Source organism: Lyngbya aestuarii BL J (genome assembly GCF_000478195.2).
GTDB classification, from domain to species: domain Bacteria; phylum Cyanobacteriota; class Cyanobacteriia; order Cyanobacteriales; family Microcoleaceae; genus Capilliphycus; species Capilliphycus aestuarii.
The window spans coordinates 1-20,653 of the sequence record NZ_AUZM01000060.1 but is presented as its reverse complement, the minus strand read 5'-3'; the positions used below and the strand labels follow the sequence as shown (position 1 = coordinate 20,653).

The window sequence follows — 20,653 nt, the reverse complement described above, 5'->3', positions numbered from 1 at the left end:
TTAACTTAAAAATGCGATATTTTGCTGATAGTTTCAGACTAAGTGTTTATCAAAAGTTCGCCTTCTATCTAGAGGATGAGGTTATTTTTATTGTCCGGTTTTTTGTTCAAGTTGCTGTAATATTTGTTCAAATTCTTTCTTGTATTGACCATATTCTGCCCAATTTTCTTGACGTCGGGCGGCTTCTGCATTTTGATAGGCTTCAATTGCGGCTTCAGTTAAACTGGTAATATCCTCAGAAATTGTAGGTTGAGGTTGAGGTTGAGATAGAGGTTGAGTGGGTTGTGGTTGGGCGGGTTGTTCAACTTCGCCAAAAATTGCGGCGAGAGATTGTTCTAAATTTTCTCGCATCACAACTTCTTTACCATAAGCGACAATGACTCGTTTGAGTTCGGGTAATTCTCCTTGTTCTGCACGTAAATAAACGGGTTCAACGTATAGTAAAGAGTCATCGATGGGAATGACTAATAAATCGCCCCGAATCACTTTTGAACCTTCTTGACTCCAGAGGGTTAGTTGTTGGGAAATCTCGGGATTTTGATCGATGCGGGCTTCGATTTGACTGGGGCCATAAACTAACTTTTGTTTCGGGAATTCATAGAGGAGTAATTTCCCGTAGTTTTCCCCATCTGAACGAGCTGCCATCCAAGCAATCATATTGTCTTTATTCACGGGGGTAAAGGGGAGAATTAGCACAAATTCTTCGCCTTCACCTTCGGGTAAACGTAGGATTAAGTAGTAGGGTTCCATTAACCGTTTGTTTCCCTCATATACCTCGGTGGGGAAACGCCACAAATCTTCCTGATTGTAAAAGATTTGCGGCTCGCTCATGTGATAGGAAAGATACATTTGCGCTTGAATGGTGAATAAATCTAGGGGATAGCGAAAATTATCTTTGATGTCTTCAGGAATGGAGTCTTTAGAAATAAATAATTTCGGGAAAATCTTGCGATATGTTATCAAGACGGGATCGGTTTCATCAACCACAAAAAACCGCATTGTGCCGTCAAAAGCATCAACTGTGACTTTGACAGAATTGCGAATATAGTTAACGTCTCCCCGAGCAATTTGTCGGAGACTTTCGCTATCTAAAATTGTATTGACATTTTCACTTTCCAATATCGGTTCGGCATAGGGATAGCGCTCGCTGACGGTATAAGCATCTATAATCCATTGTAATTTTCCATCAATAACGCTCATATAAGGATCACCATCAAACCGCAAAAAAGGCGCAACTTGATTGACTCGTTCGGCGATATTTCGGTAGTAATGAATCCGAGATTCTGGGGTAAAATAACCCGAAATGAGAAGATTTAAACTACTTAAATCGTAGGCATAGGCGAGTCGTTGCCAAATCGAGGGAAGGGGGACTCCGCCTTTTCCGTCGTAGGTTGTAAAGGCGTTTTCACCACCGCGAGGATAGTCAAATTCTTGAGTATCCATTCCCGTGAAAATGTAGGTGTTTGTTTTTTCTCCGTAATAGATTGCGGGTTCAGTGATCTGAAGGTCTACTTGAGAATCCGGGGGAATATCTTTAATAAATAAAACGGGTAAACCATCCGGTGTGACTTGATTAACCGGACTCATGACTAAACCGTAACCGTGAGTGTATTTTAAGCGTTTATTAACCCAAGTTTTTGCTTTTTCGGGAAGCTGTTCATACACTAACTCTCGGGGTGCTAACATCACTTGTCTGTAGTTTCCATCGAGAGTGTAGCGGTCAATATCAACGTCATTAAATCGATAATAGAGTCGAATTTCTTGCAGTTGGCGATAGGTACTAAGAAGGGGTCGATAATCCCAAAGCCGAATATTACGAATGGTGGCTTCGTTGTCTTGTAATGCTTGACTATCGAGTTGAGTTTCTGCGGGGAAATCTTGCCGTTGTACTCCGGCTAACTGATAGGCACTGCGGGTTAATTCAATATTATATTCAAGGTAGGGTATTTCTTTTTCGAGTTCGTTAGGATTGACGATAAATTTCTGCACAAAACCGGGATAAATTTCGTTGACTCCAATAAATGCAATGAAATAAATTGCAATTCCATAAAGGGGAATAATCAGGGTATTTCGCCAGATGGAAAAGATCGAAAGTGCGGCTAAACCAATCGCCAGAATACTCATTACCCAGTAGGCAAAAATCCGAGCGTTAACATCAGTATATCCGGCTCCATAAACTAAACCATCGGACTCATAAAGAAGTTCGTACCGTCCGAGCCAAAATCCAAAAGCAACGAGAATAGCAATGGCTGCAATTTGCAGGCTAATATGAGTTTTGACTCCATGACTGAGTAGAGTATTCCAGTGACGGAGATTTCTAAAATTACTCTTGAGAATATAGACTAAAATTGAGAAGATTAAACCGATGCACAAAAGTACAATTAACCAATCATGGAGGCCTTCATAAAGGGGAAGTTTGAATAGGTAAAAGCCAATGTCTTGCTGATAAATTGGATCTTCTATCTGAAAATTAGTAGCGTTGAGATATTTTAAAATAGTCTCCCAAGCGGACACGCTACTCTCAGCAGCATTCAACGCAATTAGGAAAGTAACAACCCCTGCAATTGAATTGGCAAAGCTACGGGTATAAGGTTCTAAGTCCGTTCCTTCTAAAAAACGAAACGAATATTTTCGAGTTAAATGTAGAGCTAACCCATAATTTCCTGCTAAAAATAAGGCATAAAGAGCAAAACTTCCGATCCAAATAATCACTTGCCAAGTGAGTCTCGTCCAAAAAACGTCGGAAAAGTCAACACTCTCAAACCACCAGACTTGAGTTAACAGATGTACTAAAGTCTGAGTGAGAGATAAACCGATAAAAAAGATTAAGATCAATCCGATAATTAATTTATTATGCGATTTCATTATTCTCCGCTATCAAATTAATTTTAATGATTAGGTATATTGTATCAACTTCTATTATCAAGATGGCTCATCCTCAAAAAATCTTAATTGTATGTTTGATCAACGTGTAAAAATGAAACTTTTTTATAAAGCCGAACATCAAACTGCCTCTGTGTATTCAGTGCGTGAATACTTTTGATCGATCTAGACTAAAGATATACTTCACTCAATCTATACCTTAAGAATAAGAGTTACAGAATGACATCTTTCGAGAGATAGAGTTTTATATCCAATAGCCAAAAAATAGAGAATGGCTCATTTAAAATCTATCTATAGGAACAAGGATTAAATGATAATCAAATGATATCCTAAAATTAAATAGAAATAATAGGGGGTTTGTGTGGATAATACAAATTTAACAACATTGCTAAAGACGCTACAGGAGTTACGGCAGTCTGTTGAACAAGAAGGTAGAGAACTCTATGAAAAATGGCGACCCAATATTACTCAACGATCATTTACAATCAGTGGCTTAAATCTTGCTCATTATCTGATTTTAAGACACCATGACTTACGACCTATTCAACGATCATTAATGCCTTTAGGGTTGTCTTCTTTGGGACGCTGTGAAGGTCGAGTGATGGAAAATTTAGATGCAACAATTGCTGCTTTGGGAACGATTTGTCAAGCCGACCTCGAGAAGTTACCGAAACCTCCTTCTACTCGTACATTTTTTCGCGGAGAACGCTTGCTTGACCGTCAAACTCAAGAACTTTTAGGAAAGTCATCATCGGAACGTCGCGTGCGAATTATGGTAACTTTACCTTCAGATGCGGCAGAAAATTATGAATTCTTTGTCAAAATTCTGCAAGGGGGAGTTAATTGTGTACGAATTAATTGCGCCCATGATAGTCCTAAAGAATGGGAAGCGATGATTGATAACTTGCGTTGGGCTGAATCTGAAACGGGAAAATCGTGTAAATTATTAATGGATTTGGGCGGAATTCACCCTCGCACCGCCGATGTGATTACTCCAGAAAATGAAAATCGCTTACATTTAGGTGATCGCTTATTTATGAGTAAAAATAAGCCTCAACCGAATGGCGAATTTCCCTTTCAAACCCGTTGCACAATTCCAGAAATTCTCGATCAAGTTCGAGAAGGACATACGGTTTGGATCGATGATGGTGAATTGGGAAGTCGGGTGAAATCGGTTCAGGAAGATGGGGTAATATTAGAGGTCATTCAAGCTCGACCTAAAAAGGGAGAAAAGCTCAAAAATGATAAAGGAATGAACTTTCCAGATACGGAAGTCTATTTTGATTCCCTAACAGAAAAAGACCTGCAAGATCTAGATTTTATTGCAGATCATACGGATATTATTGGCTATTCATTTGTACAAGAAGCTTCAGATATTAAGCGATTGCAACAAGAATTAGAAGCGAGAAATCCCGGTCACGAAATCGGTTTAATTGCTAAAATTGAAACTCAAGTTGCCATTAAAAATTTACCGGAATTGATTGTTCAAGCGGCAGGTCATCAACCGTTTGGGGTAATGATTGCTCGGGGTGATTTAGCCGTTCAAATTGGCTATCAACGTTTGGCAGAAATGCAAGAAGAAATTATGTGGATGTGTGAAGCGGCGCATATTCCAGTGATTTGGGCGACTCAAGTTTTAGAGCATTTAGCGAAAACAGGAATTCCTTTACGTTCGGAAGTTACAGATGCGGCGATGGCGCAACGGTCTGAATGTGTGATGTTAAATAAAGGGCCGTTTATTGAGGAAGCAGTAACAATTTTAGATGATGTTCTGACCCGAATGCAAGCCCATCAGATGAAAAAGACTCCCCAGTTGCGAGCTTTACATTCTTGGGAGTAATTAACAGTTTCAGAGGATAAATAGAGGGAAATAGAGGGAAATAGAGAGTATACCGAGCGATTTAAAATTTATAGAACTTAAGATAGATGACAGATTTTAATAAATCGTAGATACTCTCTAAAGTAGAGTCAAACTTGATAAAGCTATGATTTTTTTAGAAAATAAACAAACTGGAAACTTAGTTAAAGTTCTAGATGTAACTGCATTAGCTGACCCGAATAAAAGTCAGATTTCAGGCAGAGTTCAAGCCGGAGAAGAAGAACAACCTCCTGAGTTTATGGAGAAAGAAAAACTTGTTTTTCCTTCCGGTGAAAGTTTACCTCGTTGCTGGGTCGATGCTGATTATCGTCATTCTAACTAGAGCTTTTTTAAATAACAAACTCTTTATATGGCCTAGAGAATACATTTAATTGGAGGTTGCGGGTCGATTCCCCCCATCGTCTGCTTCCTCCTGTTGCTGTTGTTTAGAGACAATTTTTTCCTGATCGGCAACGGCTTGATGATGGGCTTGTTCTCCTGCAAAATTCGCTCCCCGTTCGTCGAGTTCGGACAGCAAAGGTAAGCGACCATATAAAATTAAAGTATCACCGGGACGAAGACAAGTTTCAGCCCGAGGTACGCCGACATAACAACCATTTTTCAGATGAATTCCTAATACTGTAACCCCTTATTGACGTAGATTTATTTATTTCAAGATTTACACTTGTATTTTGCTAACAGAATTAAGACTCTGAATTTTCGACTTCTTCTATCGCTTCATAAAGTTGCGACTTATCCATTTTGCTGCGTCCTTCTATGTCTAATTCTTGTGCTTTTTGGTAAAGTTCTCGCTTGGTGAGTTGAGAGTCATCAGAGTGTTGAATTTCGCGCATGACTCGCTTGACTGCGGTCGTCCATTGTGAATATTGTTCTCCTTGTTGAGAAGCGGACTGCTTTTTTTCTTCGACTTCTTGCTTTTCTTCCTCGCTCAAACGTTCCCAAACTTCTTGGGGTAAATACCGTTTAGTTTTATTATTTTTTCGGGCGTTTTCATCCCCTTCTTGGGTTTGCCAATTTTGCTCAGTCCACTTTTCTAAAGAATGAGCCGCGTCATCTTTTTCACCTTGATAACCTCCGCCCCGTTTTTCATATTCCTGTACGAGTAACTGACTTTTTCTCGCCGACCATTGTCCGGGTTTTCCGCCTTTGTCAGACTCCATGATTTCTTGTTTGATTTCACGCCGTAAGTCCGGCTTAGTATATTTTTCTTCGTAGTTTTTATTGCTCATTTTGGTGAATTGATTGCAGTTATTCCATCTAGCCTAAAGAAAATATGCTCTTAAGAAAACTGACTGGGGATAGATTCATTTACAATGCAAACCACTTTTGAGGAAGGATCGCTTTGAGTATCTGTCCGAGGACTAACGGAATTAAACTTCCTCCTAAAATGAATCCCCATCCTTGCAAACCGGGATTAACTATTTTCAACACATTTGCTAGGGGAGAAAAATAAACAGCCGTCAACAGTAAACCCGTACAAAGTAAAAGTGCTAACCAGACATAACGGTTCGTTGTGACTTCATTTCTTAACAGTCCAGAGTTTGCATCCCGCATATTAAAAACGTGCCACAGGCGACCAAAAGCCAAGGTCAAAAATGAGATAGTAACTGCTTTATCTTCCTCCATTCCTAACCGACTTAAACACAGCCAAAATACCCCCAAAACGGTTAGCGAAATAATAACCCCATACAGCACAATTGCCATCCAATGACGGCGGGGTAAAATCGGTTCACTGCGATCGCGGGGCTTTTGTTTCATCAGGTTGGGACTTCCTTCCCCTACCCCCAAAGCTAACGCCGGGAACACATCGTTAATGACATTTAGAAATAAAATTTGTAAGGGTAATAAAGGTAAGGGTGCGCCCGCCAATGAAGTCGCAGCCACCGCAATAATTTGACCCATATTTCCTGAGAGTAAATACAGCGTAAACTTGCGAATATTCCCAAAGATTGCCCGCCCCTGTTCGACCGCAGCAACAATACTCGAAAAGGCATCATCTTGTAAGACCATATCTGCCGCTTCTTGCGCCACTTGCGTTCCCCTTTGTCCCATCGCAATCCCAATATCTGCTTTCTTTAATGCGGGTGCGTCGTTAACACCATCTCCCGTCATCGCAACAATAGCATTGTGCTGTTGATGTAGGGTCACTAAATTTAATTTCTGTTCGGGACTAACGCGAGCAAAAATCGGAACTTGTTGTAATTCTTGCTTTTGTTGTTTGGATAAATTGTCGAGAGATTGAAGTTCCTCACCCCGTCTAGCTTCGGCTTCTTGTTCGGTGGTTAAACCCACAGCCAAGCCAATATTACGAGCGGTAACGGGTTGATCTCCTGTGACCATAATCACTCGAATTCCTGCATCGTGGCACGCTTTTAACGACTTTTTAACCTGTTCTCGGGGGGGATCGAGTAATCCGACTACGCCTAAAAGGGTTAGATTTTTGTAGGGTTCGGCTTCCGAATCATCTGTATTTTTAGAGGCAAAGGCAAGAATTCTTAATCCTTCTTTTGCCAATTGATCGCAGCGTTCCCGCCAAGCGTTTTTGTCATCTTCGCTTAAATCTTCAACGCCTTCTGAGGTTAATTGTTGAGTACAAACATCAAGAATTGACTCAGGAGCGCCTTTAACTGCAAAACGATAACCGTCTTCGTCTTCGTGAATAGTTGCCATCATTTTCGTGTCGGAATCAAACGGCACGTCCCGCACTTCAGAATAGGTTTCTAATAGTTCTTGGCGGCGAAGCTCTGCTTTAGCTCCGGCAACTAATAAGGCGACTTCCATCGGATCACCAGTGGGTTTATCTTTGTGTTCATTAAATTGAGGTAAGCTGGCTTTATTACACAAAACTCCCACTTCTAAGAGGGAGCGCAAACCGTCATTTTCTTGGGGATTGATTGAGTCTTTATCTTGGGTAAATTTACCTTCAATTTCTAATGCTTCTCCGCTGACTTTTACGATGCCAGAATCTAACGCAATTTGCGCTAGACTCATGCGATTTTCGGTTAAAGTTCCGGTTTTATCAGTACAAATAATATTAGTAGCCCCCAGAGTTTCTACGGCTGATAAACGGTTGATTAAAGCGTTGCGTTTTGCCATGCGCCACATTCCTCGCGCTAAGGCGACGGTTGCCACAATTGGAAGTCCTTCGGGAACCGCAGCTACAGCTAAAGCAATCGCCGTTTGAATCATTAAAAATAATTCTTTCCCCCCAATAATTCCCGCCCCCGCCACCAATGCAGCAACTGCTAATGTTACCCAAATTAAATTTTGACCGAGTTTATCGAGTCGCTGTTCTAAGGGAGTAGATTCTTGTTCAGCTTGTGCCGTCATTGAGGAAATATGACCGAGTTCGGTCTTCATTCCGGTTGCGATCACAACTCCTTCACCCGAACCCCGTGTAATTGCTGTTCCTTTAAACAACATATTTGTACGTTCAGCTAGGGGAAGATCGCCTTCTAATGCTTCTGTTGTTTTACTGACGGGAACCGATTCTCCGGTTAAAGCCGACTCATCTGCTTGCAGTTTTGATGCTTCAAAAATTCGCACATCTGCCGGAACTAAATCCCCACTTTCAAGAACAACAATATCTCCCGGAACCAATTCTTCCGCCGTAATTTCTTGAACTTTTCCATCCCGTCGAACGTTGGCTTTTGTATGGCTGAGTTCTTGCAGAGATTCCATCGAATTGACGGCTTTTAATTCGGTAAAAAAGCCAATCACAGTGTTTAAAAGTATCGCGATAATAATGGCAACCCCTTCCACCCAATCTTGAAAGGAAAAGGAGAGAATGGCGGCGATCGCTAATAACCCAATAATTGGACTTTTAAATTGATCGATGAAGATTTGCCAAGCACTGCGATGTTTGAGTTTTTGTAAACGGTTAGGGCCGTATTTTTCTTGTCTTTTTTTGACCGTAGAACCGGAGAGTCCCTGGTTAGTTTCGACGGAAAGTTTGTTCAGGTTTTCTTCTGCTGAATGGGAGCTTGTCCACCGAAGATCTAACTGTTCTTGCTGTTCTTGAGTTTGGGTCATTTGGGGTTAACCTAAAAAAATAGAATGTGAAACTTTTGACTGTTATGAGGCTAACTTTTGAGAGGGATAAGAACGGTTGTTTTTTTGGGAAGTGAGGGATTGGGGACTAACTTTTGTGATCGCAACTAAAGCTGAAGGCTGATAGTTGTATTTTTCGACTAAAAAGTCTGAAAATGTTTGCCGACAGTCTAAGCAAAACCAACAGATTGTGTGCTGAAAAACATGACGAGTTAATTCTCCCGAACAGATCGGACAGATAATCATTTTTAAAAAGGATTGAATGAACAGGTTTAAGTGAACTGGAGAGCTAAAATAACTCTAGATGAGAAAATATTAATCAGATTTTTGATTCATTTCTGATCTTTTGTATCGTTGGTCGTTATAGATTTTAGGGATAACTTTTATTATAAATTTCTTAATCGTTATATTTTTATACCTCCAGATAGAGATTTACCTAATACTTTTGGGGGATTTTTTTTAGATCAAAAATCAATACTATTGAATATAACTTTTATTTTCTTTATCTAAATTTATCATTTTACGGGTAAATTTGCATCTGTAAATAGGAATATTTTTTCAATCCACTCTCATTTTATAGAAAGAGATAGATCTCCATCTTGTGATAGAAGATGTTACTTGTTTTTGATGTTAAATTTATAAACAATAGATTTTTAAAAGTTTTAGCAAGTCAATGCGCTGAAGGTATGCACGATAGAAAAAAGGTTTAATATTATGAGTTATCATAAAGTATTAGCTGCATTAGATCGATCTTCTCAAGGAGAAGATGTATTTGAAGAAGCTTTAAATATTGCTCACACTCAAAAAGCTGAATTACTGCTGATTTTTTGTACACAAAGGTGGACACAAATGCCAGCTGTACCGCCCGTTGAAGCACCAACAGGAACCAGTTTAAATCCCATGATGAGAATGTATCCTTCCATGACGGAAACAGAGGTATTACAAGCGACTGAACAAGAGATAAAAAAATCGACAGCAGAAGCAGAGAGCTGGCTACATAACTATCAAACTGTAGCTGAAAAACAAGGAGTTTACGCTCAATATAGATGTATTCCATCTCGGGGAAATCCCGGCGAACTCATATGTAAAACAGCTCAGGAATGGAATGCAGATTTAACTGTTGTGGGTCGTACAGGTCGCACAGGTTTAGAAGAAGCTTTTCTCGGAAGTGTGAGTAATCATGTCGTTCACCATGCACCTTGTTCGGTGTTAGTGGTACAAGACAAAAACTAACTTAATGATCTTTTGTAAGAAGTGAAAAGTTGGTTAAACAATTGACAAAATAGGAGAAAATTAACTATGGCTACGAATCATATTGCAGAAATTCGCCAGTATAATCAAAGCATTTGGATGGATCATCTAAATCGCAGTTTAATTGAATCAGGAGAACTCGAAGATTTAATCAAACATCTCAACATTCGAGGAATCACTTCCAATCCGGCTATTTTCAAGTCGTCTATCATGGGAAATGAAAGTTATGATGCTGATATCAAAGCAGGGATTGAGAAGAACCAATCTGTAGAAGAAATTTGCACTCACTTAATTTTTGACGATATTCGCAACGCTTGTGATACCTTTCGTCCCATATATGATGAAACTCAGGGATTAGATGGTTACGTTAGCATCGAAATCCCACCCAACCTGGCGCGAGATACTCAAAAAACAATTTCAGAAGCTCGACGGTATTTTAACGAAATTAATCGCCCGAATGTAATGATTAAAATCCCGGGAACTCCCGAGGGAATTCCGGCGGTAGAACAGGTTATTTCTGAAGGTATTAACGTTAATGTGACGCTGTTATTTTCTGTAGACAGCTATTTAGAAGCTGCCCAAGCTTATATTCGGGGACTAGAGACACGAGTTAAGAATAATCAACCCATTGACTCAATTGCTTCAGTAGCCAGTTTCTTTCTCAGTCGAATCGATGTGAAAGTTGATCAGTTAATTGATGAAAGAATTAAAAAGATTGGGACTGAAAACTTAAACGAAGAAGCACGTTTGAGTCAGTTAAAAGGTAAAGTTGCGATTGCAAATGCTAAAATTGCCTATCAAAAATTCCTAGAAATTTTCGGGAGTGAACGCTGGAAAGCATTAGAAGAAAAAGGTGCAAATGCTCAACGCTTACTGTGGGCGAGTACCAGTACCAAAAATCCTGAATACAGCGATGTCATGTATATCGATGAATTGGTGGGAAAAAATACAGTCAATACCGTCCCTCTCGAAACCCTAAAAGCTTGCGCCGATCATTGTCATCCTTCTGAGGATAAAATAGAAACGGATGTGGATCAAGCTTATCAATTGATGGAAAGTTTGCAAGAGCCTGATATTGATATCAATTTAGATCGAGTCATGTCTGAACTCCTAGAAGAAGGAATTGATAAGTTTGTTCAGCCTTATGATGAGCTAATGAAGTCTCTCAAAGATAAGACGCAACAACTCGCCACGGTCTAGAAACAAATAAATTTCAAGTGATCAAAAGATATTAAGATAGGGAGGTTATCAATAGCCTCCTTGTTTTTTATGCAAGCTCAAATTAAAGATCGACAGGTAAATCTTGACGGGGTTTAAACGCTTCAACTTGGCGTAATTTTTCATACAATTCTCGTTCTTGAGGACTGGGATCTGGAGGAAAAACGATTTTCAGTTCGACTAATTGATCGCCTCGTTTTCCGGTGCCGGTCGGATAACCTTTATTGGCTAAACGTAATCGTTTACCGGATGTTACACCCGGAGGAATTTTCATTTTTACCCAACCATCTAAAGTCGGAACTTCGATTTCACTTCCTAACACGGCTTCACTGGGAGTAATCGGAACTTCACAAAAAATATCGGAGCGTTCGAGTTTAAAATAGGGATGAGGGACAACATTAATTTTCAGATATAAATCCCCTCCTCCAATACCTTGATTTCTCAAACGAATACGTTGACCTGTGATCATTGCAGAAGGCATATTAACCTCTAAACTGCGCCCATCTTCTAAACGAATGCGTTCAGTTCCGCCTGTATAAGCTTTTTCTAACGGTAAAGTCAGTCGGGCTTCAATATCCCGTTTTGCTTCGCGAGAATCTGCCTTATAAACCGCTTTCGTGCGGGGAGAACGATAGGGATCAGAAGAAGCCACCCGAGGCGCGTCTGCGTTAACCGTTCTGACTTCTCGTCGTCGTCCTAATAATTGATCAATAAAAGCATTAAAATCGGCATAGTCTCCGAAATCAACCTCTTGAGTTTGAGTGCGACCATTGGTTGATTTATTTGCCCAAGTTTTCAAACCCGAAAAAGGAGAACGGGTGCGACCTTGAAATCCTTTTTGTTTCCAGAATTGACTATATTCGTCGTATTGCGCCCGTTTTTCGAGGTCAGAAAGAATGTGATAAGCTTCCCCAATATCTTTAAATTTTTCCTCAGCTTCTTTATCACCAGGATTGAGATCGGGGTGATATTGTCTGGCGAGTCGGCGATAGACTCTTTTAATTTCTTCTAAAGTTGCGTCTTTGGGAACGCCTAAAATTTGATAATAGTTACGAAAGTTTTGCATGATTGGGTTGATTAAGTTTTGCGTTTAAAGTTGAGAGTATCGACCGAATTTATTCCTCTGAAAAATTTTAGAGCCAATCATCTTCTTCTTCATCCCAGTCATCACTTTGGTAATAACGTTTGGGGGATCGACGTGTGTCTAAAGGTTCTGAACGAGGTGGATAGTCGCGGTAGTCATATCGTTCTTCTCGGCGGCGATCGCTTCCTGAAAATGTTCGCCGGATCGAACCAAACAAATCATCTTCGTCCTCAGCGCCCATTGCAGCCACTTCTCGATTGATTTCATACAGAGCATCTTGTAAGTCCGCCCCAATTTGATCAATGCCGCGATCATCATCTCGTTCCAGGCTATCACGCAAAGCCCGAATTAAGGTTTCAATCCGTCCTCGCTGACGTTGGGCAAATTGCATTCCGTAGTCTAGGGCGACTTCTCGTAGTTGTCGTTCTGCTTGATAAGTCAAGGCTTGGGCGCGGTTGCGTTTTTCGACTCGTTCACGTTGTAGTCGGTCTTGATCGGCAAATTGTTCCGCTTCTTGGATCATGCGGTTGACTTCTTCTTGAGAGAGGGTGGATGCGCCTTGAATGGTGACACTTTGTTCGCGTCCAGTGGTTTTATCGAGGGCGGTGACGAGTAAAATCCCGTTGGCATCGATATCAAAAGAAACCTGAACTTGAGGAACACCTCTTGGGGCGGGCGGAATTCCGGTGAGTTTAAATTTACCCAAGGATTTGTTATCGCTGGCTAATTCTCGTTCTCCTTGTAAGATATGGATTTCGACTAAAGTTTGGTTATTTTCAGAAGTGGAGAAAATATCTGAACGTCGCACAGGAATGGTGGTATTACGAGGGATGAGTTTTTTCATAACCCCGCCAATGGTTTCTAAACCAATAGATAGAGGGGTGACATCCAACAGTAAGATATCTCGCACTTCTCCGGCTAAAATTCCGGCTTGAATGGCAGCGCCGACTGCTACGACTTCATCGGGGTTAACGCCTTGATTGGGTTCGCGATCAATCAGACTGTAAACCACTTGTTGCACCATCGGCATTCGGGTTGAACCGCCCACTAATACAACTTCATCAATCCGATCTGGACTGAGATTGGCATCGGCTAAAGCACGTTTGATCGGACGACGCAGACGTTGAACCAAGTCGGCACATAATCCTTCAAATTCGCCTCTACTGAGTCGATAGTCGAGATGTTTCGGCCCTTCTTCGGTGGCGGTAATAAACGGTAGGTTGATTTCAGTGACACCAACCCCGGAAAGTTCAATTTTGGCTTTTTCGGCGGCCTCAGTCAACCGTTGTAGGGATTGGCGGTTGCGTCTGAGATCGACTCCTTCTTGTTCAAGAAATTGATCGGCCAACCAATCAACGATTTTTTGGTCAAAGTCATTTCCTCCCAGTTGAGTATCGCCACTGGTTGCCTTGACTTCAAATACACCATCGCCGACTTCGAGGATAGAAACGTCAAAGGTGCCTCCACCTAAGTCAAAGACGAGAATGGTTTCATATTCACATTTTTCCATTCCATAGGCAAGAGAGGCGGCAGTGGGTTCGTTGAGGATGCGTTTAACATCGAGTCCGGCGATTCGTCCTGCATCTCGGGTGGCTTGGCGTTGGGAGTCGTTAAAGTAGGCAGGAACGGTAATCACAGCCCCGGTGACTTCTTCGCCGAGATAACGGGTGGCTTCTTCGGCTAACTTTCGCAAGACCATTGCTGAGATTTCTTCGGGTGCAAAGTCTTTTTTCAAGCGAGGACAACGAATTCTGACATTGCCGACTTCATCGCGACGAACGGTATAAGGAACTCGTTTGGAGGCGGGGTTGAGGTCAGTGTATTTATTCCCCATCAACCGCTTCACCCCAAAATAGGTGTTTTGTGGATCTAAAATCGCTTGTCGTCTGGCCATCTGTCCGACGATGCGTTCCCCTTCTCGGGTAAAACCAACGACGGATGGGGTTGTCCGCATTCCTTCAGAATTGGCGATCACGATAGGTTTTCCGCCCTCCATGACAGCGACCACAGAGTTGGTTGTCCCCAGGTCAATGCCGACTACTCTACCCATGCGTTGGTTTTCTCCTTATGTGCTTCGATTTGGCTTGGTTGTCCGATCATCTATTTTATCGTGTCAAGTCAGGCAAAAGGCAACAGGCAAAATCTCCCCATCTCCCCATCTCCCCACTTCTAAACTCCCCACTTCTAAACTCCAAATAAATCTACACCTTGAATGTAACAAGATGTAAAGTATAATGAGAACAAAACACAAGCACATAGACTATAAGGTTATCAATGCGAGTTGCGATCGCCGGAGCAGGTTTAGCAGGCTTATCTTGTGCCAAATATCTCACGGATTTGGGTCATACCCCCATTCTTTTGGAAAGCCGAGATGTATTAGGTGGCAAGGTGGCTGCATGGAAAGATGAAGACGGGGACTGGTACGAAACGGGTTTGCACATTTTTTTCGGTGCCTATCCGAATATGTTGCAGCTGTTTAAGGAACTCGGGATCGAGGATCGGCTGCAATGGAAAGAACACTCAATGATTTTTAACCGGCCGGAAAAGCCAGGCACCTATTCTCGGTTCGATTTTCCCGATCTGCCTGCTCCAATTAATGGAGTGATAGCGATCCTGCGTAATAATAATATGCTCACCTGGCCGGAGAAGATCCGGTTTGGTTTGGGATTGATTCCGGCGATGATTCAGGGGCAGAAGTACGTTGAGGAAATGGATAAATACTCTTTTTCCGAGTGGCTAGAACAGCAAAATGTTCCGCCTCGGGTTGAGAAGGAAGTGTTTATCGCCATGTCAAAAGCTCTTAACTTTATTAACCCGGATGAGATTTCAGCAACCATTATTCTGACGGCTCTCAACCGCTTTCTACAAGAGAAAAATGGCTCTAAGATGGGGTTTTTGGATGGTTCACCCACCGAACGCCTTTGTCAGCCGATTGTAGATTATATTACGGAGCGAGGGGGTGAAGTCCGACTCAACTCACCGATTAGAAAGTTTTTATTGAATGCCGATACTAGCATCAGTGGCTTTCAGATGGGCGGATCAGACGAGATACTGACAGCCGATGCTTATGTTTCGGCGATGCCCGTTGATCCGCTGAAGTTGATGTTACCTGAACCTTGGCAGCAATTGGATTATTTTCAAAAGCTAGAGGGTTTAGAGGGCGTTCCGGTGATTAACGTACATCTGTGGTTTGATCGCAAGCTGACTGATATTGATCATCTGCTATTTTCGCGATCGCCACTTCTGAGTGTGTACGCAGATATGAGTAATACTTGCAAGGCTTATTCTGACCCCAATCGTTCAATGTTAGAGTTGGTTCTAGCGCCGGCTAAAGACTGGATCGGCAAGTCCGATCAGGAGATTGTGGCAGTAACGATGGCAGAATTGGAAAAATTATTTCCGGAACAAATTCCCCATCAGGCGAAATTGTTGAAGTCTCATGTGGTGAAAACGCCTCGTTCGGTGTATAAAGCCATTCCAGGCGCTCAGGCTTGTCGTCCGTCTCAAGTTACACCGATTCCCAATTTCTTTTTAACTGGGGATTATACGATGCAACGATATCTGGGTAGTATGGAAGGTGCTGTACTTTCTGGTAAACTAACAGCGCAAGCTATTAGTCAGGACTCAGCCTTAATTGACAAGCAAGCCCAGGCTGCTGTGGTTGATTCTACTCTGGATGGAAATTCACCCACTGTCAATTCCCAACCCCGCACCCCTGTTACGCAATAACCAACCGATTTACGGCTGATAGCGACAGAGCAGAAAAACGACGAATGCTACAACTGTCTAAGTCCCTCCGGATGAGAACTCTGGCTTCCTTGGAAGACTCCTACGAACTCTGTCGTCAGATTACTGCGGAGTATTCCAAAACTTTCTATATGGGAACTCAGCTTATGCCATTCGCCAAACGTCGGGCGATCTGGGCAATTTATGTCTGGTGTCGCCGTACCGATGAATGGGTTGATGGGCCATTAGCGAGTTCAACAACGGCTGAAACTTTGGATCATTGGGAAAAACACCTCGAATCTATTTTTGCAGGAGATCCCATTGATGATGAAGACGTGGCTCTAGTGGATACTCTCAGCCAGTTTCCTCTAGATATTCAGCCGTTTCGAGATATGATTGCGGGTCAACGTATGGATCTGTACCGCAGTCGATATGAAACCTTTGAAGAGTTGAAACTGTACTGCTATCGGGTGGCGGGTACAGTTGGGTTGATGTCTATGGCCGTGATGGGTGTTGCCCAATCTGACCAAAAGGCTCCCTGGGATCAGGAACAAGGTTTTGATATCCCGACAGAAGAAGCGATCGCCCTTGGAATTGCCAATCAACTGACGAACATTCTCCGAGATGTCGGTGAGGATGCTCGCCGAGGTCGTATTTATCTTCCCCTAGAAGAGTTAGCCTTGTTCAACTACACGCAAGACGATTTATTGAATGGAGTTGTCGATGATCGCTGGCGAGAACTAATGCGCTTTCAAATTCAGCGAGCGCGTAAATATTATACTCAAGCCGAGCGCGGAATTCGTGCTTTGAGTCCTGATATTCGTTGGCCGGTTTGGTCGGCATTGCTTCTCTACAGCAAGATTCTCAATGAAATTGAGCGCAACCAGTACGATGTTTTTAGCAAACGAGCCTATGTTCCGACTCGGCGTAAGTTGCTTTGTTTGCCTGTTGCGCTTTTGAGATCGAAGGTCTTGTAATTTTGAACCTGTTGATCCCACTCCGAATTGAATTAAATAACCCGCCGAAAATTAATTCAGGCGGGTTTTGTCTTGTCAGAAAATAAAAACTAAAACTCGGGATTTTAATTGGTGGTTTGAGCGTTGAGCATTTCTTTGAGTTTCTCTAGCTGATCGGCCCAACGCGGATCGGGTTGAACAGAGTCGCTAGAACTTGATGAACTGCTTGAAGAACTCGAAGATGTATTCCCTCCTCGATTTGATTTTTTCTTCTTCCCAGCACCGGAACTTTTAGCCGCAGGACGAGATTCTTCTTCGGATGCACCTTCGGGTTTGTCACCCTTCCCTTTTTTACGAGGTAAGGCTTTTTCGATTTTGAGGGGGTTTTCCTTGAACATGAAGCCGTTGTATTTTTCAACAATTTGATCGGCTATTTCATCGGTTTGTACTGTCACAAAACCAAAGCCTCGACATTTTCCAGTCTTACGATCGGTAATGACTTTGGCTGAAACACTATCTCCTTCCTCAACAAAAACGTCCTGCAATTCTTTGCGATCAAGTTCTTTGGGAAGATTTCCGACATAAAGACGAACTGGCATGAGTAAAGCCTCCAATTATTAACTAAAATGAGCTAGCGAGAAAACTTAGCATTGAATGAACAACGGTCGTGTACCTCCTCCGTCATTTGACGCCGGAGAAATTTACGACTGCTCTTTTCTAAATAAAAAACATCTGGTATTGAACAATACTCTCGAAGGGGAGAGTCTTTTTGCTTTGGGTCGCAAAAAAATTGACAACTTTTCCTTTGTCTATACCAACCAACCGGGTGACTTTGTAATTTCCTCTCCACCTGTATTTGCTGATGCAGAAAACTATAATTTGTTAGGCTGCTTTGTAAACTTCCGGTCATTTCTCAATAACTTACTACCGTATACACTTTCTATTCCTTTGGGTGTCGATGAAAACACTTGGAACCCAGACTATAAAACTAATATCAATGGATTTCAGCTTCCTGTTGATGTAACGCCTATTCAAGTTTAGTACACCCAATGGTACAAAATAGAACATTTGGAAAAAAAGTCGTTTGATCAGATACCTGTTCAGTAAAAAACAGCAACATCGTTATAAAACTCTGCTCTCTATTATTCCTAACCGGATAATTTAAAGCCATTTTCTAAGATATCATAGCTGCGAGCATATTTCTAGTAACTTGTTCAAATTTTTTCGGATTGTAACAGGAATGTCTTCACGGATCTTTCTTTCAATTGATTGAAGTCTTCCTTCGACATACCCAACAGGTTAATCCACTATTAAAGGTTTGTAAACAAATGTAACACTGAGTGGAGAAAAATGCAAATCTCACGGTCTTACAAACTTACAAAAACTTAGAATCCTCCCTGAGAAATCATATAAGCTCCCCAAAAAGTGAGCGCGCAAGCTAAGATTGTAGACCAAATGGGATGCCCTGCTGTCAAGGTTACTTGACGATCTTGAGTTTCGATGGTCTCCACATCTATCCAAGCAGTCGCCCCGCGTCGCCACCATCCTGTTACATTCATCGACTTGCCAATCAGATCAACCGGATGAGTTGACTTGCCAAAATTTGCTAAAGGAGTCAACACCGGAATGTAATGTAATTTAATCACCCCTGTAGAGGTTTGTAAAATCAAATCCTGTCCCATTAAATTACTCAACCCCTTTCTCCCTAAGAGTTTCCCCTCCAGACGCAACGGTTGACTATCAATCGGCAAGGCATTAGGATTAGTCAATAGACTCACCAAATTAGGCTTGGGCAATAGTGTTGCGGGTTTAATGTCTGGAAAGAATGAATTGATGCGAATAAAAATCCCTAAACTGCAAGCGAGGGGAATGCAACCTGCCAAAATCCAAAAATCCCCGAGTAGCCATTCTAGCTGCCATACCCCCACAGTTGAAAAAATTCCACCCAATAACCACAATAGACTTCCCAGCATCAAACCCGCCGGAATTCCAAAATAAGGCGCCCCTTGCAGCAGCAAACGACTGTGTTGCTTAGACAGAGGGGAGATAGAAGCAGAATTTTCCGCAGATAAATCAAACTCGGTGTTCAATTTCCAAAAACTTGCATAGTGAGAGAGTATCAACAAGCGATCGCCAATTACTGGATGCGTGTTATTGACGGACAACCATTTGCGATCAGGATTTGTTAAATCCCAACTGAGCAGAGACTCAATCTTACCATAGGCTGCTACATTGCTGAAGGTCATTGCTTGTTTGTAGCTAACGGGCATCAATAGATCAAACCCTTCCAATAAGCTGCTTGTTCCTTGCTGCTGTATATCGGCTGCCATTCCCATCGCTATCTTCACCATAGCACGAGTCAGTCCATTGGGATTTCCCGTCAGGTTGCAAGCGATCCGATCACTATAATAGACTCGTCGGCGAGAGATCCAAAGTGTAGGTAAACGCAAAATTCGATATAAGCCATAACTCAATGGTGAAACAATTGTGAAAACTGGGTTGATAATCTTGCTCAGAAATGATAAGCTTGATTTCACAAAATTAGGGATAAACTGGGGAAGTCTATTAACTAAATCCAATGAGTTTTCTACCCAGTTTGCAGACTGCCAATAAAGCTGATAGGGAACTTGAATAATCATCGTTACCCAAGTCATCACGAGAAAATCCCACTGACCCATTGAAGCAATTTCTCTGGCATAAATAACCGCAATTTCATCTTCCGAGAGTTGATCAAGTAATCCCTGACTGACCACAATTCTCGCAAATCTCGGCCAACAACCATAGGTGATCGCAATGGGTGCCTGGGTGGGTAATATTCTGAGTGTCGGCACTTTCCAATTGCGTTGTTGACAAGAACTTCTTAAAATACGATTGGCTTCTTGGCTATAGTTAAATAACGTCGTCATTGGCAAAGGTTTCATCCCATAAGCCAGTTTTAACAACCCATCCAATAGCCAGGGCGACAACACAAATAAGACTGCAAAACTCATATAAACAAATTGAGTGGGATCACGATAAAATAGTTGCAAAGGGTTAACAAACGGCAACCACAATAACAAGTTATTTGCCGTATCCATCAAAAATTCAATTAACTTGGGTGTAAACCAAATCAATACAAAAACGGTTAAAGCTTGTTCAAGATAAAATCGAGTTAATTTTAAAGGTTTTAAACGCCGCCATTGCGTCGCGCGATCGGCTTGTCTCCAAATCGGATTAATATCTATTGAAGGTTGATTTTCAACTGTTTCTTCCGTTCCGGGTATTTCCGGTTTTAAATCCGTTTCAGGTGGTGTTGAATTTAAAGTATTTTCTGCTGGAGATCGGGGCTTAATTATATTCGGTTTTTTGACAACATTTAGATCATTGGGCGATACTTTTGAACGAGAAGAATTGAGTTCTGCATCAACAGAAGGCTTTTTTTGAGGCGGTTCAAAGGGAACAAAACCCGCATCTTTTTGGGGGTTAATATGGGGGGGGTGTAACGAAGGTTCAAAAGGAACAAAACCCGCCTCTTTTGATGGGGGGGTGGGATTTTTATGATTAGCTTTGGCTTCGGTTTCTAACGAATAACGGTTTCTTAAGTCTTCTAAGGGGTTTTTTGCCCAG

16 protein-coding genes are annotated in these 20,653 nt (G+C 41.8%); 7 read left to right on the top strand and 9 right to left on the bottom strand.

What is annotated here, in order from left to right; translation table 11 throughout:
- Positions 1 to 87 precede the first annotated feature (87 nt).
- Complete coding sequence (locus M595_RS20735) at positions 88 to 2,865, bottom strand: UPF0182 family membrane protein (RefSeq protein ID WP_040484433.1); 2,778 nt, start codon at positions 2,863 to 2,865, stop codon at positions 88 to 90.
- A gap of 379 nt (positions 2,866 to 3,244) precedes the next feature.
- On the opposite strand from M595_RS20735, the gene M595_RS20730 reads away from it, so the two are divergent.
- Both M595_RS20730 and M595_RS20725 read left to right on the top strand, forming a co-directional pair.
- On the top strand, positions 3,245 to 4,723 hold the full coding sequence (locus M595_RS20730) for a pyruvate kinase (protein WP_023068394.1): 1,479 nt from the start codon (positions 3,245 to 3,247) through the stop codon (positions 4,721 to 4,723).
- Between the two features lie 145 nt (positions 4,724 to 4,868).
- Positions 4,869 to 5,084, top strand: a complete 216-nt coding sequence (locus M595_RS20725; RefSeq protein ID WP_023068402.1) for a hypothetical protein — start codon at positions 4,869 to 4,871, stop codon at positions 5,082 to 5,084.
- Positions 5,085 to 5,129: 45 nt separating this feature from the next.
- Here the strand turns inward: M595_RS20725 and M595_RS31255 are convergent, their stop codons facing one another.
- The 4 genes from M595_RS31255 to M595_RS20710 all read right to left on the bottom strand — a co-directional run bounded on the left by M595_RS31255 (position 5,130) and on the right by M595_RS20710 (position 9,058).
- Positions 5,130 to 5,279 (bottom strand): hypothetical protein, encoded by a 150-nt coding sequence (locus M595_RS31255; protein ID WP_023068401.1) that lies wholly within the window; start codon positions 5,277 to 5,279, stop codon positions 5,130 to 5,132.
- Positions 5,280 to 5,445: 166 nt separating this feature from the next.
- Positions 5,446 to 5,991 (bottom strand): Rho termination factor N-terminal domain-containing protein, encoded by a 546-nt coding sequence (locus M595_RS20720; protein WP_023068425.1) that lies wholly within the window; start codon positions 5,989 to 5,991, stop codon positions 5,446 to 5,448.
- Between the two features lie 79 nt (positions 5,992 to 6,070).
- Positions 6,071 to 8,794, bottom strand: a complete 2,724-nt coding sequence (locus M595_RS20715) for a cation-translocating P-type ATPase (RefSeq protein ID WP_023068396.1) — start codon at positions 8,792 to 8,794, stop codon at positions 6,071 to 6,073.
- Positions 8,795 to 8,836: 42 nt separating this feature from the next.
- Positions 8,837 to 9,058: a hypothetical protein gene (locus M595_RS20710; RefSeq protein ID WP_023068409.1), complete on the bottom strand. Its 222-nt coding sequence runs from the start codon at positions 9,056 to 9,058 to the stop codon at positions 8,837 to 8,839.
- Between the two features lie 468 nt (positions 9,059 to 9,526).
- On the opposite strand from M595_RS20710, the gene M595_RS20705 reads away from it, so the two are divergent.
- Entirely contained in the window at positions 9,527 to 10,045 is a 519-nt protein-coding gene (locus M595_RS20705; RefSeq protein WP_023068413.1) for a universal stress protein, read from the top strand.
- A gap of 66 nt (positions 10,046 to 10,111) precedes the next feature.
- The gene (tal, locus tag M595_RS20700) at positions 10,112 to 11,263 is read left to right on the top strand and encodes a transaldolase (RefSeq protein WP_023068406.1); all 1,152 of its coding nucleotides are present in this window, start codon (positions 10,112 to 10,114) and stop codon (positions 11,261 to 11,263) included.
- A gap of 82 nt (positions 11,264 to 11,345) precedes the next feature.
- Here tal and M595_RS20695 read toward each other — a convergent pair whose 3' ends face one another.
- Both M595_RS20695 and dnaK read right to left on the bottom strand, forming a co-directional pair.
- The gene (locus M595_RS20695) at positions 11,346 to 12,347 is read right to left on the bottom strand and encodes a DnaJ C-terminal domain-containing protein (RefSeq protein ID WP_023068415.1); all 1,002 of its coding nucleotides are present in this window, start codon (positions 12,345 to 12,347) and stop codon (positions 11,346 to 11,348) included.
- Between the two features lie 67 nt (positions 12,348 to 12,414).
- Positions 12,415 to 14,415, bottom strand: coding sequence for a molecular chaperone DnaK (gene dnaK, locus M595_RS20690; protein ID WP_023068420.1), 2,001 nt, complete (start codon positions 14,413 to 14,415; stop codon positions 12,415 to 12,417).
- A 224-nt stretch (positions 14,416 to 14,639) separates the two neighbouring features.
- Here dnaK and pds point away from each other — a divergent pair, with 224 nt between their 5' ends.
- A complete protein-coding gene (gene pds, locus M595_RS20685; protein WP_023068390.1) occupies positions 14,640 to 16,094 on the top strand; it encodes a 15-cis-phytoene desaturase in 1,455 nt (484 codons plus the stop codon).
- A gap of 44 nt (positions 16,095 to 16,138) precedes the next feature.
- Positions 16,139 to 17,068: a 15-cis-phytoene synthase CrtB gene (crtB, locus tag M595_RS20680; RefSeq protein WP_023068405.1), complete on the top strand. Its 930-nt coding sequence runs from the start codon at positions 16,139 to 16,141 to the stop codon at positions 17,066 to 17,068.
- Positions 17,069 to 17,172: 104 nt separating this feature from the next.
- On the opposite strand, the gene M595_RS20675 is transcribed toward crtB, so the two are convergent.
- Positions 17,173 to 17,646 (bottom strand): RNA recognition motif domain-containing protein, encoded by a 474-nt coding sequence (locus M595_RS20675; RefSeq protein WP_023068393.1) that lies wholly within the window; start codon positions 17,644 to 17,646, stop codon positions 17,173 to 17,175.
- A 55-nt stretch (positions 17,647 to 17,701) separates the two neighbouring features.
- Here M595_RS20675 and M595_RS20670 point away from each other — a divergent pair, with 55 nt between their 5' ends.
- The gene (locus M595_RS20670; RefSeq protein WP_023068417.1) at positions 17,702 to 18,088 is read left to right on the top strand and encodes a hypothetical protein; all 387 of its coding nucleotides are present in this window, start codon (positions 17,702 to 17,704) and stop codon (positions 18,086 to 18,088) included.
- Between the two features lie 344 nt (positions 18,089 to 18,432).
- On the opposite strand, the gene M595_RS20665 is transcribed toward M595_RS20670, so the two are convergent.
- The coding region (locus M595_RS20665) for a M48 family metalloprotease (RefSeq protein ID WP_023068421.1) at positions 18,433 to 20,653 on the bottom strand (2,221 nt) is incomplete at its 5' end.

Excerpts from the sequence above, each read along its gene's own strand:
- M595_RS20695 (WP_023068415.1), bottom strand. The coding sequence starts at position 12,347 with ATGCAAAACTTTCGTAACTATTATCAAATTTTAGGCGTTCCCAAAGAC.
- M595_RS20675 (WP_023068393.1), bottom strand. The coding sequence starts at position 17,646 with ATGCCAGTTCGTCTTTATGTCGGAAATCTTCCCAAAGAACTTGATCGC.
- crtB (WP_023068405.1), top strand. The coding sequence starts at position 16,139 with ATGCTACAACTGTCTAAGTCCCTCCGGATGAGAACTCTGGCTTCCTTG.
- tal (WP_023068406.1), top strand. The coding sequence starts at position 10,112 with ATGGCTACGAATCATATTGCAGAAATTCGCCAGTATAATCAAAGCATT.
- M595_RS20725 (WP_023068402.1), top strand. The coding sequence starts at position 4,869 with ATGATTTTTTTAGAAAATAAACAAACTGGAAACTTAGTTAAAGTTCTA.
- M595_RS20705 (WP_023068413.1), top strand. The coding sequence starts at position 9,527 with ATGAGTTATCATAAAGTATTAGCTGCATTAGATCGATCTTCTCAAGGA.
- M595_RS20715 (WP_023068396.1), bottom strand. The coding sequence starts at position 8,794 with ATGACCCAAACTCAAGAACAGCAAGAACAGTTAGATCTTCGGTGGACA.
- dnaK (WP_023068420.1), bottom strand. The coding sequence starts at position 14,415 with ATGGGTAGAGTAGTCGGCATTGACCTGGGGACAACCAACTCTGTGGTC.
- M595_RS20710 (WP_023068409.1), bottom strand. The coding sequence starts at position 9,058 with ATGATTATCTGTCCGATCTGTTCGGGAGAATTAACTCGTCATGTTTTT.
- M595_RS20720 (WP_023068425.1), bottom strand. The coding sequence starts at position 5,991 with ATGAGCAATAAAAACTACGAAGAAAAATATACTAAGCCGGACTTACGG.
- M595_RS20670 (WP_023068417.1), top strand. The coding sequence starts at position 17,702 with ATGAACAACGGTCGTGTACCTCCTCCGTCATTTGACGCCGGAGAAATT.
- M595_RS20735 (WP_040484433.1), bottom strand. The coding sequence starts at position 2,865 with ATGAAATCGCATAATAAATTAATTATCGGATTGATCTTAATCTTTTTT.
- pds (WP_023068390.1), top strand. The coding sequence starts at position 14,640 with ATGCGAGTTGCGATCGCCGGAGCAGGTTTAGCAGGCTTATCTTGTGCC.